10 protein-coding genes are annotated in these 12,540 nt (G+C 74.3%); 6 read left to right on the top strand and 4 right to left on the bottom strand.

What is annotated here, in order from left to right; genetic code table 11:
- Positions 1 to 17: 17 nt before the first annotated feature.
- The 6 genes from ABTY59_RS08685 to ABTY59_RS08660 all read left to right on the top strand — a co-directional run bounded on the left by ABTY59_RS08685 (position 18) and on the right by ABTY59_RS08660 (position 7,944).
- Complete coding sequence (locus ABTY59_RS08685; RefSeq protein WP_352018163.1) at positions 18 to 1,661, top strand: protein kinase domain-containing protein; 1,644 nt, start codon at positions 18 to 20, stop codon at positions 1,659 to 1,661.
- Positions 1,662 to 2,127: 466 nt separating this feature from the next.
- A complete protein-coding gene (locus ABTY59_RS08680) occupies positions 2,128 to 2,838 on the top strand; it encodes a hypothetical protein (RefSeq protein WP_352018162.1) in 711 nt (236 codons plus the stop codon).
- An 85-nt stretch (positions 2,839 to 2,923) separates the two neighbouring features.
- Positions 2,924 to 3,562: a PadR family transcriptional regulator gene (locus tag ABTY59_RS08675; RefSeq protein ID WP_352018161.1), complete on the top strand. Its 639-nt coding sequence runs from the start codon at positions 2,924 to 2,926 to the stop codon at positions 3,560 to 3,562.
- A gap of 143 nt (positions 3,563 to 3,705) precedes the next feature.
- Entirely contained in the window at positions 3,706 to 4,440 is a 735-nt protein-coding gene (locus ABTY59_RS08670; protein WP_352018160.1) for an ABC transporter ATP-binding protein, read from the top strand.
- A complete protein-coding gene (locus ABTY59_RS08665; protein WP_352018159.1) occupies positions 4,437 to 7,301 on the top strand; it encodes an ABC transporter permease in 2,865 nt (954 codons plus the stop codon). The genes ABTY59_RS08670 and ABTY59_RS08665 overlap by 4 nt, the downstream gene beginning before the upstream one ends.
- 97 nt (positions 7,302 to 7,398) lie before the next feature.
- Complete coding sequence (locus tag ABTY59_RS08660) at positions 7,399 to 7,944, top strand: bacterial proteasome activator family protein (RefSeq protein WP_123453478.1); 546 nt, start codon at positions 7,399 to 7,401, stop codon at positions 7,942 to 7,944.
- A 211-nt stretch (positions 7,945 to 8,155) separates the two neighbouring features.
- On the opposite strand, the gene ABTY59_RS08655 is transcribed toward ABTY59_RS08660, so the two are convergent.
- From ABTY59_RS08655 to ABTY59_RS08640, 4 genes are read right to left on the bottom strand one after another with little or no spacing between them, the layout of a single operon-like run.
- Positions 8,156 to 9,142 (bottom strand): NAD(P)H-quinone oxidoreductase, encoded by a 987-nt coding sequence (locus tag ABTY59_RS08655; protein ID WP_352018158.1) that lies wholly within the window; start codon positions 9,140 to 9,142, stop codon positions 8,156 to 8,158.
- Between the two features lie 26 nt (positions 9,143 to 9,168).
- The gene (locus tag ABTY59_RS08650; RefSeq protein ID WP_403537395.1) at positions 9,169 to 10,254 is read right to left on the bottom strand and encodes a potassium channel family protein; all 1,086 of its coding nucleotides are present in this window, start codon (positions 10,252 to 10,254) and stop codon (positions 9,169 to 9,171) included.
- Positions 10,251 to 11,657 carry a molybdopterin molybdotransferase MoeA gene (locus ABTY59_RS08645; RefSeq protein WP_502995351.1) on the bottom strand — a complete coding sequence of 469 codons (1,407 nt, stop codon included), beginning with the start codon at positions 11,655 to 11,657 and terminating at the stop codon, positions 10,251 to 10,253. The genes ABTY59_RS08650 and ABTY59_RS08645 overlap by 4 nt, the downstream gene beginning before the upstream one ends.
- On the bottom strand, positions 11,627 to 12,481 hold the full coding sequence (locus tag ABTY59_RS08640) for an NTP transferase domain-containing protein (RefSeq protein ID WP_352018156.1): 855 nt from the start codon (positions 12,479 to 12,481) through the stop codon (positions 11,627 to 11,629). Before ABTY59_RS08640 ends, ABTY59_RS08645 begins: the two co-directional genes overlap by 31 nt.
- Between the last annotated feature and the right edge of the window lie 59 nt (positions 12,482 to 12,540).

The raw sequence follows: 12,540 nt of genomic DNA, 5'->3' as shown, positions 1-12,540 counted from the left end.
CGTAGGGGGAAGCACAGATGAGCCAGGACGGCGCACAGGGCCGCTATGCGGGCGGTTCGGTCGCGGGCGGCCGGTACCAGCTGCGTGACCTTCTCGGTGAGGGCGGCATGGCGTCGGTGTACCTGGCGTACGACAGCGCCCTCGACCGGCAGGTCGCGATCAAGACGCTGCACACGGAGCTCGGCCGGGAGCAGTCCTTCCGCGAGCGGTTCCGGCGCGAGGCGCAGGCCGTCGCGAAGCTGTCCCACACGAACATCGTCTCGGTCTTCGACACCGGCGAGGACACCCTCGACGGCGCCGTGATGCCGTACATCGTCATGGAGTACGTGGAGGGACAGCCGCTCGGCTCGGTCCTCGCCTCCGACGTCCAGCAGTACGGCGCGATGCCGGCCGACAAGGCGCTCAAGGTGACCGCCGACGTGCTGGCCGCCCTCGAGGTCAGCCACGAGATGGGCCTGGTCCACCGGGACATCAAGCCGGGCAACGTGATGCAGACCAAGCGCGGCGTGGTCAAGGTCATGGACTTCGGCATCGCGCGGGCCATGCAGTCCGGCGTCACCTCCATGACGCAGACCGGCATGGTCGTCGGCACCCCCCAGTACCTCTCCCCCGAGCAGGCCCTCGGCCGCGCGGTGGATGCCCGCTCCGACCTTTATTCGGTCGGCATCATGCTCTTCCAGCTGCTGACGGGCCGTCTCCCCTTCGACGCCGACTCGCCGCTCGCCATCGCCTACGCGCACGTGCAGGAGGAGCCGGTCGCCCCGTCCTCCGTCAACCGCTCGGTGACCCCGGCGATGGACGCGCTCGTCGCCCGCGCCCTGCGGAAGAACCCGAACGAGCGGTTCCCGAGCGCCGCCGCCATGCGCGACGAGTGCCTGCGGGTCCTCGCCGCCGGTCAGACCGGTGCGCCGATGATCGTCCAGGGCGGCCCGGTCAGCAGCGGCGCGGGCGTCGGCTCGGCGGTCTTCCCGCCCATCGGCCAGACCCCGCCGCCCACCCCGCACGGCGTGCAGCAGCCCTACCTGCCGCCGACGCCGCAGCCCGGCCCGTACGGCCCCGCGACGCCCGCGCCCGCCCCGACGTACGGCTACCCGCAGCAGGCGCCGACGCCCGCGCCGTACCAGGCCCCGGCCCCCGCGCCGTACGCCCCGACGCCCGCGCCGTACGCCCAGACCCCGGCGCCCGCCGTGAGCGGCGGCTCGGGGCCCCGCCGGAACACCCGGGTGCTCGTCGGCGCGATCGCCGCCGCGCTGCTCGCGGTCGGCGGCCTGCTCGTCGTGCTCAACCTGGACAACAAGGAAGAGGACCCGCAGGCGGGCGGCACCGGGGGCACGCAGACCCAGCAGAGCGAGTCGGCGGCGCCCGGACACAAGGGCCCCGACCTGACCAAGACCATCGACCCGAAGAAGTGCACGCAGCCCTCGGAGTCGAATGACGACCCCTCGAAGTTCGAGGTCCCCAACTTCACCTACAAGAACATCCAGTCGGTGAAGGACTGCGTGCAGGCGGCCGGGTGGAAGATCATGACCCAGACGCCGGTGGACGAGTCCACGTACGGCGAGGGCACGGTCCTGGAGCAGTACCCGCCGGCCGGTGAGGACATCTCCGACAAGGACGCCGAGTTCACCCTCAAGATCTCGACGGGCAACCCGCCGCAGTAGTCACGAGGTCGCCGTACGCCCCCTGCCCCCGTCCCGGATGCCGGAAATGTTCCGACATGTGACGCTGAGTTGAACATCTCGGCGGCTCGGTACGGGAGGGGGTCACCCGGTGACTCCAGCACTCCGCACGGCACGCGCGCGGGCCCTTCGCCCGGCGCTCACCTGCGTGTTCACCTGCGCGTGCGCCCTGTACGCCGCACCCCTCACCCCGGCGAGCCCCGTGGCGCAGGGGGCGCTCTTCACCCGCGCGGCACCCCAGGCGTCCGCCGCGTCCGGGCCCCATCCGGCGCACCGGGCAGGGACCGGGCCACGCGGGGAGGGCGCGCCTCCCGAAGAGGCCGCGGCGCACGGAGAGGCCGCGCCACGCGGAGAGGCCGCGTCTCCCGGAGAGGCCGCGTCACCCGGAGAAGCCGCGCCACGCGGAGAGGCCGCGCCGCACGGAGAGGCCGCGCCGCACGGAGAAGCCGTGCCCCACAGCGAGGCCGCGTCCCCCGGGCCGCTCGCTCGGACCGGGCCGCGCGCGCACGTGGCGCCCCGCCCGGCCGCCGTGGAGGCGTCCCGTCTTCGCCGTGCCGGCCCGACGCCGACGGCCACCCCGCCCTCCGGCGCGCCGTCGCCGAGCTCACCGCCGCCGACCGCGCCGCCGGCCTCCCCTTCCGCTCCCGCCTCCCCGGCGGCCTCGACCTCCGCCCCGGCACCGGCCTCGCCGCCCGCGCCTCCGCAGGGCACGCGCCCCGCCCCGCCCGCGCCCGCGCCGACCGGCACCGGTACGCCGTCCGCCCCGCCCGCACCGAGCGCCGGGCCCTCCGACGCCCCCACCCCCACCGGCTCCGCCTCGCTCGCGGGGAGGCCCGCCGGAGAGGGCCGGCCGCGTCCCGGCCGCACCGAGCCCGCCGCCACCGCGACGGCCCCGTCGCCCGGCCCCTCTCGTACCGAAACCGTTACAGGTCCGCGCCGGAACGAGGCCGACGACGAGGCGGACGAAGGGGTACGCGAGGAGGACCCGGTCCTCCCCGAGGCGGCGCCCGCCAGCCTGCCACCGGCGGCGCCCGGGCTGGCGGGCGAGGCCGCCCCCACCCTCGCCGACCAGCGGATTCCCGTGCTCACCCTGGGCGTGGGGATGGCCCTGATGGGGCTCGGCATCGGCTTCCTCGGGCTGCGGATGCGACGCCGCTGACCCCCGGGGTCCCCCTTGAGTCGGACCCCCCGCTTCCCTCTCAGGACGGTTGTCCACATCGGCATACCCGGTATACATACTGAGTATGTCGATCCGCCACGGGCTCCTCGCCCTCCTCGAACGCGGCCCTCGCTACGGCTCCCAGCTCCGGTCGGAGTTCGAGTCCCGCACCGGCTCCACCTGGCCGCTCAACGTCGGCCAGGTCTACACGACCCTCAACCGGCTCGAACGGGACGGCATGGTCGCGCAGGGCGGCGAGGACGAGGCCGGGCACACGCTCTACACGATCACCGACAACGGCCGCGCCGAGCTCAGGACCTGGTTCGAGAAGCCGGTGGACCGCACCAGCCCCGCCCGCGACGAGCTGGCCATCAAGCTCGCCATGGCCGTGGGCGCACCCGGCGTCGACATCCGCGACGTCATCCAGTCCCAGCGCCGGCACACCGTGAAGGCGATGCAGGACTACACCCGCCTCAAGGCGCAGGCCCTGCTCGCCGTCGAGGGCGGCGGGGCCCGGGAGCGGGACGACGTGGCCTGGCTGCTCGTCCTGGAGCAGCTGATCTTCCAGACCGAGGCGGAGGCCCGCTGGCTCGACCACTGCGAGTCCCGGCTGATCCGCCTGTCGGCGCCGGCCCCCGCAGGGGCCCCGGCGCCCGCGCCCACCGCTCCGGTCACCCCGCAGCCCGACCCGAAGGCCGCCGCTCCGGGCGTCGCCGCCTCCTAGCCCGCTCCCACCCCGGGGTACGTACGCCCGGGCGCGCCGACCGCACACGCCCGCGCCCCTCCCGTGCCCCTCACGCACCACCTTCCACCGCACGCACCCGTACCCGGCCGACAGCCGCGTACGGCCAACGGGGGGACCCCTCCATGTCGACACAGCAGCCCGTGCTGCAACTCCAGAACCTGACCCGCGTCCACGGCGCGGGCGCCACCGAGGTGCACGCCCTGCGCGGCATCGACCTCGCCGTGTACCCCGGTGAACTCGTGGCCGTCATGGGCCCGTCGGGCTCCGGCAAGTCCACGCTCCTCACCATCGCGGGCGGCCTGGACACCCCCAGCTCGGGCCGCGTGATCGTCGAGGACACCGACATCACCGCCGCGAGCGTCAAGCAGCTCGCCGCCCTGCGCCGCCGCAGCATCGGTTACGTCTTCCAGGACTACAACCTCATCCCGGCCCTGACCGCCGCCGAGAACGTCGCCCTGCCCCGCGAGCTGGACGGCACCTCGGCCCGCAAGGCGCGCGTCGAGGCCCTCGCCGCCCTGGAGGAGATGGGGCTCGGCCACCTCGCCGACCGCTTCCCCGACGAGATGTCCGGCGGCCAGCAGCAGCGCGTGGCCATCGCCCGCGCCCTCGTCGGCGACCGCCGTCTCGTCCTCGCCGACGAGCCGACCGGCGCCCTCGACTCCGAGACCGGCGAGTCCGTGCTCGCGCTGCTCCGCTCCCGCTGCGACGCGGGCGCCGCCGGCGTCCTCGTCACCCATGAGCCGCGGTTCGCCGCCTGGGCCGACCGCGTCGTGTTCCTCCGGGACGGCGCCATCGTCGACCAGACCGTGCGCAGCGAGGCCGACTCCCTCCTCTCGGGCCAGGTGGCCGAGGCGTGAAGACCTGGTTCCACTCCTGGCGGGCCGCGATCCGCATAGCCCGTCGTGACGCCTGGCGCTCCAAGGGCCGCAGCGCCCTCGTCCTCGCGATGATCGCGCTGCCCATCCTGGGCGTCAGCGCCCTCGACCTGACCTACCGCAGCTCCGAGCTCTCCCCCGCCGAGCGGGTGGAGCGGGAGATCGGCGCCGCCGACGCGCGTTTCAAGGACGCCGACGTCAGCGGTGTCCCGATCTTCCAGGACCCGACCGGCGACATGCACACCCCGGCCAAGGACTACGAGAACGAGCCCTGGCCGAGCGGCTCCACCGACGTCACGAAGACGTTCCCCGCGGGCTCCACCGTCCTCACGGACACCATCGGTTCGGCCAAGCTCACGACGGCCCACGGCCTGCTCATGACCGAGGTCCGTGAGCTCAAGGCGTCCGATCCGGTCGCCCACGGCATCATGACGCTCCTGGACGGGCGCTTCCCCGAGAAGAGCGACGAGGTCATGGCGACCTCCCACTTCCTGGAGAGCAGCGGCCTGTCGGTCGGCTCCACCCTTTCCGCCCGCAACTTCGAGCGTCCGTACCGGATCGTCGGCTCGTACGAACTTCCCAACACGCTCGACACGGATCAGGTCAACGCGCTGCCGGGGACCTTCCTCGCCCCGTACGCCAAGGCGGTCGAGAAGGCCGGTCTGCCGGCGCCCGACACCTCCGTCTCGTACCTCGTGCGCGCCTCCGGTGGTTTCACGTGGAACAGCGTCAAGGAGATCAACACCAAGGGCGTCGCCGTCTTCTCCCGCGCCGTGCTGCTCGACCCGCCCGCCAAGTCCGAGATCCCGCTCTACCAGAAGGACGGCTGGGGCGACTACGAGACCAGCGCGGGGGCCGACGCCGCCGAGCTCGCCTCCCTCGCCACCGTCGTCGGCCTGGCGATGCTGGAGATCTGCCTGCTCGCCGGACCCGCCTTCGCGGTCGGCGCCCGCCGCTCGCGCCGCCAGCTGGGCCTGGTCGGGGCCAACGGCGGTGCCCGCAGCCACATCCGGGCGATCGTGCTGAGCGGTGGCCTGGTCATCGGCGTCGCCGCGGCCGTCACCGGCACCGTCCTCGCCGTGATCCTGACGCTGCTGCTCCAGCCGGTCCTCGAAGGCACCATGGGCCAGCGGTTCGGGGCCTTCGACATCCGGCCCCTGGAAATCCTCGGCATCGCGCTGCTCGCGGTCCTGACCGGTCTGCTCGCCGCGATCGTCCCGGCCGTCACCGCCTCCCGGCAGACCGTCCTCTCCTCGCTCACCGGCCGGCGCGGGATCCGCCGCAGCAGCCGGGTGCTGCCGCTGATCGGCCTGGCCGCCCTCCTCCTCGGCGGCGCGGTCGCCCTCTTCGGCTCGATGGTCTCCCAGCAGGTCACCCTGGTGGCCGCCGGCTCCGCCCTCGCCGAGCTGGGTGTCGTCGCCATGACCCCGGCCCTGGTGGGCCTGTTCGGGCGGACCGGCCGCTGGCTGCCGCTCTCCCCGCGCCTCGCGCTGCGGGACGCCGTCCGCAACCGGGGCCGTACGGCACCCGCCGTCGCCGCCGTCCTCGCCGCCGTCGCCGGCACCGTCGCCGTCACCACGTACATGGCCAGCCGCGAGGCCCAGAACCGGGCCGAGTACGAGGCCTCCCTGCCGTACGGCGTCGCCGCGGCGTTCGTCCAGGAGGAGGGCGGCCGGGACGTCCCCGCGGTCCGCGAGGCGGTCCAGCGCGCCTTCCCCGTCGACGTCCGCGCCGACGTCGGGCGCGTCTCGGTCGGCAAGCCCGGCTGCCCGCCCTGGGGCGGCGACGCGGGCTGCGGCCGCTACGAGGTCCTGATCCCCCGGGCGAACGAGTGCCCGATGTACGCGTCCGGCCCCGGCGGCAGCGACCCCTCGGCGAGGTTCACGCCCGCCGAGCGCCGGAAGATGCTCACCGAGGACTGGCGCTGCAAGGACTCCTCCAGCAGCGGCATGTACATCACGGACGGCGGGCTCGTCATCGGCGACGCCAAGCTGCTCCAGGTCCTCGGCGTCGACGACCCCGCGACCGTGAAGGCCCTCGCCGACGGGAAGGTCGTCACCTTCAACCGCACCCTGGTCGACGCGAAGGGCGCCGTCGGGATCAAGCAGATCACCGACATCGCCGCCGCCGACAAGGCCTCCGAGCAGGGCCGCCCCGTCCCCGGCAAGGTCAGCTCCCTGCCGGCCTACCTGGTGCCCGGCGACCAGAAGTCCTACGGCGTCCAGGCCCTGATGACCCCGGCCACCGCCAAGGCCGCCGGCCTCTCCACCGTGCCGATGGGCCTGTACGTCAGCACCGACCGGCTCCCCGACGGCGACCAGCGCCAGAAGCTCGACAGCGACCTCGCCAAGCTGGGCAGCAATGTCGAGCTGCACCTGGAGGAGGGCTTCGTCAACGAGTACGGCATCGTCCTGCTCGCGCTGGCCATCTTCGCGGGCCTGGTCACCATCGGTGCCGCCGGCATCGCCACCGGCCTCGCCCAGGCCGACGCCGAGGCCGATCTGAAGACGCTCGCCGCCGTGGGCGCCCCGCCCCGGGTCCGCCGCACCCTGAGCGGATTCCAGTGCGGAGTCGTCGCCGCGATGGGCGTGGTCCTCGGCTCGGCCGCGGGCCTGCTGCCCGCCGTCGGGCTCCGGCTCACCGAGGAGCGCGACCAGATCCGCTTCTACGAGCAGAACCTCGCCGAGGGCTGGACCGGCGACCTCACCCCGCCGCACGTTCCGATCGTCATCCCCTGGGAGACGCTGGCCGGCCTGCTCGTCGCCGTCCCGCTCGGCGCGGCGCTCCTGGCGGCCCTGGTGACCCGCTCGCGCGGTGCGCTGGCCCGCCGCGCGGCGACCTGACGGTCTCCGTTCCCGTCCTGTGCCCCTGTACGAGGGTGGATCACCCTCGTACAGGGGCACACCCTGTGGTGACGCGTGTGTACGAGAGAATGGCGGCATGGAGATGCCGAGGAATGACAGGTCGCAGGAGAGCCCCCAGGTCCTCATCGTGGGACAGGACGGGATGGCGCTCGGCGGCACTCAGGGCGACGACGAACCCCGCGAGGTCCCGGTGACGGAAATGGTCGAGCAGCCTGCGAAGGTCATGCGGATCGGCAGCATGATCAAGCAGCTCCTGGAGGAAGTACGGGCGGCCCCTCTGGACGAGGCGAGCCGGGTCAGGCTGAAGGACATCCACGCCAGCTCCGTGAAGGAGCTGGAGGACGGGCTCGCACCCGAGCTCGTCGAGGAACTGGAGCGGCTCTCCCTGCCGTTCACGGACGAGGCGATCCCCTCCGAGGCCGAGCTGCGCATCGCGCAGGCGCAGCTGGTGGGCTGGCTCGAAGGCCTGTTCCACGGCATCCAGACGGCGCTGTTCGCCCAGCAGATGGCGGCCCGCGCCCAGCTGGAGCAGATGCGCCGCGCCCTGCCTCCGGGGGCGTCCCACGACGATGACGACGACCACGGCCACGGCCACGCGGTCCGCTCGGGCCCGTACCTCTAGGCGAAGGGGCTCCGGGGCACGGGCCAGGACCTCTGGGTCCCGGTCACGGCCTCTTGGGTCAAGGCCCGTGGTCACGGCCTCTTGGGTCAAGGCCCCTGGTCACGGCCCCTGGTCAAGGCCCCTGGTCACGGCCCGTGGCCAAGGCCCCTGGGGCACGGTCACGCGAAGGGCCCGGCACACGCACGTGCCGGGCCCTTCGCGTGCTCCCGGGTCAGTCCCGGTCCACGACCAGCAGCACCTTCCCGACGTGACCGCTCTCCTCCAGGGCCCGGTGCCCCTCGGCGGCCCGGGACAGCGGCACGGTGCGGTCGACGACGGGCCGGACCGTACCCGCGCCGATCAGCGGCCAGACGTGCTCCCGTACGGCCGCGACGATCGCCGCCTTCTCCCGCGCCGGACGGGACCGCAGCGTCGTCGCCATGACGGCGGCGCGCTTCGCGAGCAGCGCCCCGAGGTTCAGCTCGCCCTTCACCCCGCCCTGGAGACCGATGACGACCAGGCGGCCGTTCACGGCCAGCGCCTTCACGTTCCGCTCCAGGTACTTGGCGCCCATGATGTCCAGGATGACGTCCGCCCCGGCGCCGTCCGTCGCCTTCGCGAGCTCCTCGACGAAGTCCTGCTCGCGGTAGTCGATGAGGACGTCGGCGCCCAGCTCGGCGCAGCGCGCCAGCTTCTCGGGGCCTCCGGCGGTGACCGCGACCCGCGCCCCGACCGCCTTCGCCAGCTGGACGGCCATCGTGCCGATGCCGCTCGCACCCCCGTGCACGAGCAGCGTCTCGCCCGGCCGCAGGTGGGCGATCATGAAGATGTTGGACCAGACGGTGCACGCGACCTCGGGGAGCGCGGCCGCCGTGACCAGGTCGACGCCCTCCGGCACCGGCAGCAGCTGGCCCGCCGGGACCACGACCTTCTCCGCGTAGCCGCCGCCGGCGAGCAGCGCGCACACCTCGTCGCCGACGGCCCAGCCGGACACCCCGGGGCCGAGCGCGGCGACCCGGCCCGCGCACTCCAGACCGGGGTACGGGGAGCTGCCCGGCGGCGGGTCGTAGAAGCCCTGGCGCTGGAGGAGATCGGCGCGGTTGACCGCGCTCGCCACCACCTCGACGAGCACCTCGCCCTCGCCGGGTACGGGATCGGGCACCTCGGCCCAGACGAGGGCCTCGGGACCACCGGGTTCCGGAATCGTGATCGCATACATGGCGGCGAGGCTACTCCCGCGCGGGCTCAGTCCTGCGGCGGCGTGGAGAGCGGCGTCACCGGCGCGGCTCGCACGATGGTGATCACCCGGTCGGTGAGCTGGAGCGGGCTGGCCGCGGGGTCGTCGTAGCCGAGCAGCCGGTGGCCGCGGAGCACGCTCACCACCAGGTCGCCGGTCTCCCGGACGCTCTTGCCGACCTCGCTCTTGGTCACCGGACGCTCCACGAGGTCGAGGCCCGAGCCCTGCTGGATGAGGTCCTCCATCACCGTGCCGGCGCTGGGGCTCAGCACGGACAGCCCGAGCAGGCGTCCGGCGGCGCTGGCGCTGGTGATGACCGCGTCGGCGCCGGACTGGCGGAGCAGCGGCGCGTTCTCCTCCTCGCGGACCGCGGCGACGATCTTCGCGCCCCGGTTGAGCTGGCGGGCCGTCAGGGTGACCAGGACCGCGGTGTCGTCGCGCTGGGTGGCGATCACGATCTGCCGGGCCCTCTGCACCTCGGCGCGGAGCAGCACGTCGCTGCGCGTCGCGTCGCCGATGACCCCGACGAACCCGTCCGCGTTCGCCGTCTCGATGACCTTGTTGGAGGGGTCGACGATGACGATCTGGTCCTTGCGGAGCCCGGTCGCGCAGAGCGTCTGGATCGCGGACCGCCCCTTCGTCCCGAAACCGACGATGACGGTGTGGTCACGCAAGGTGGACCTCCAGCGATTCAGCCGGAACTCCTCCCGGGTCCGCTCGGTGAGGACCTCGAGAGTGGTGCCGACCAGGATGATCAGGAACAGCACGCGCAGCGGCGTGACCAGCAGGATGTTGGCGAGCCGGGCCGTGTCGCTGTACGGGACGATGTCGCCGTATCCGGTGGTGGAGAGCGTCACGGTCGCGTAGTAGGCGCAGTCGAGGAAGTCGAGCGTCTCGTCGGCGTTGTCGTGGTAGCCGTCACGGTCCACGTAGACGATGAGGACCGTCACGAGGAGCACGCCGAGCGCCATGAGCAGCCGCTTGCCGACCTGGCGCAGCGGCTTCTCGACGACTCTGCGGGGCAGCCGGACCTGGGGGCCGGTGATCCGCTCGTCCGCGTGGCGGGCCATCGCGTCACGACTGGGAAGTTTCACGTGAAACACGCTCCTTGGGCCGGTACGGCGCCCGACGTCGGCGGCCAGGGAAGGTCGAGGACGTCCAGCTCCTGGCCGGACCGGGCACCACCGGGCGGGACGACGGCCATGCCGTCCGCGACGGCGATGCCCCGGAGCATGGCGGGCCCGTTGTAGCGCAGCGGTACGAGCTGCTCGTCCCGGCGCACGACGGGGACGAGCCGGGTGTCGTACGGATGCCCGGGCACCGCGTCGAGCACGGGGGCGCGGCTCCCGGAGGACCGTGTACCGACCAGGGCCGCGAGGAGCGGCTGCGCGAGCGTGAGGAGCCCGGAGACGGCGGCGAGCGGGTTGCCGGGCAGACCGACGAGGTGGCGCCCGCCGCCCAGGGCCGCGAGGAGCATGGGGTGGCCGGGACGGACCTTCACGCCGTCGACCAGGAGCGTGGCGCCCGCCTTGGCGAGGACGCGGTGGAGGTGGTCGACGGGTCCGGCGGCGGTACCCCCGGTGGTCACGACCAGCTCGGCGGCGGAGCCGGTGACGGCCGCGTACAGCTCCTCGGCGTCGTCGCCGATCCGCCGGGTGGCGGTCACCTCGGCGCCGAGCGCCTCCAGCCAGGGGCCGAGCATCGGGCCGAGGGCGTCGCGGATGAGCCCCTCGTGGGGGAGTCCGGCCGTGAGCAGCTCGTCGCCGAGGACCAGGACCTCCACCCGGGGGCGTCGCGGTACCGGGAGCTCGTCGTATCCGGCGGCGGCGGCGAGGCCCAGGACGACCGGGGTCACCGCGCTGCCCGCGGGGAGCAGGACGTCCCCGGCGCGGCACTCCTGGCCGCGGGGCCGGATGTCCTGTCCGGTGACCACCTCGCGCAGGGCGTGCAGCAACGTGCCCCCGGTTCCGGGCCGTTCGGTGCGGGAGTGCTCGGTACGGATGACGGCGGTGGTGCCGGGCGGGACGGGGGCGCCGGTGGCGATCCGTACGGCCTCGTCGGCGGCCAGCGCGGGGGCGGGCGCCTGCCCGGCGAGGACGGGGGTCTCCGCGCGGACCGTCCAGGGCCCGGGGCCCGCGACGGCCCAGCCGTCCATGGCGGAGGTGTCGAAGGAGGGCAGGTCGGTGAGGGCGAGCAGCGGCTCGGCCAGCACCTGCCCGAGCGCCTGCCCGAGCGGCAGACACCGAGGGTCGGCTTCGCCGGTGTCGGCCTCGGCCCGGGCGTCGTTTCCGGCCAGGGCCGCGGCAGCGCGGGCATCGGCTCCGGCCCGGGCCGCCGCGGCGCGGGCATCGGCTCCGGCCCGGGCCGCCGCGGCGCGGGCGTCGGGCCAGGGGGTGGCCCGGTGCGGCGGCTCGGTCGTGGCGCCGCCGGCGGCTCCCGGGGCCACGGGGGCGGGCTCCTTCAAGGTCATCCGGCCTCGTCCTGCTCGGCGGCCCAGCGCTGGGCGAGCGCCGCGGCCTTGCGGGCGGCCTCGGCGACCGCCTCGGGCCCGCCCTCGCTGCCGGCGCGCGCCGCCGCGTAGCCGACCAGGAAGGTCGTCAGGGGCGCGGCGGGGCGGGCCACGCCGTGCGCGGCGTCACGGGCGAGGTCGAGCAGCACGCCGGTGTCGACGTCCAGGTCGATGCCCAGTTCGTCCTTGACTGCGGTGATCCATTCATCCAGCACGGTCCCATGCTCCCTGATGCGGGCGCGGGCCGTGGCGATGTCCTCCCAGGTGTCGCAGTCGAAGGAGGCCAGGGGGTCCGCGCCGACCCGGACGAGGCGCAGTCCACCGGTGAGCAGCCGCAGTGGGCCGTCGGCGAGGGTGCCCCGCCGTTCGGTGACGAGGGCCAGTTCGCGCAGGAGCGGTGTGCGGCGGTAGGCGGCGACGAGCGGCTGGTCGCGGCCCTCGGCGTCGGTGAGGAGCGCGGCCTCGGCGTCGGGGGCCGTGTCGAGCGCGTCGAGGAGGCGGCGGACGGTGGCCGCGTCCAGGAAGGGAAGGTCGGCGGACAGCACGAGGAGGACGTCGGCCCCGGTCTCGCGCGCTCCTGCGCCGAGCGCGGCCAGGGGGCCGCCGCCGGGCGGGTCCTCCCTGGTCCAGCGGACGGGGCGGCCGGTCGGGCGGGGGTCGGCGACGACCACGGTCCGGCCCGCGTCGGGGCAGGCCCCGAGCACCCGGTCGAGGAGGGTCCTGCCTCCGACCCGTACCCCGGGCTTGTCGGAGCCGCCGAGGCGCCGGGCGGCGCCCCCGGCGAGCACGACGGCGTCGTAAGCGGTGGTCACACCGGACAGTATGGTCCGCCGGGTTTCACCGACGGCGGCCCGTCCCCTTCAGCGGGACG

This window comes from Streptomyces sp. NPDC096079 (assembly GCF_040303145.1).
GTDB lineage: Bacteria > Actinomycetota > Actinomycetes > Streptomycetales > Streptomycetaceae > Streptomyces.
This window is presented reverse-complemented; position numbering and strand designations above follow the sequence as displayed.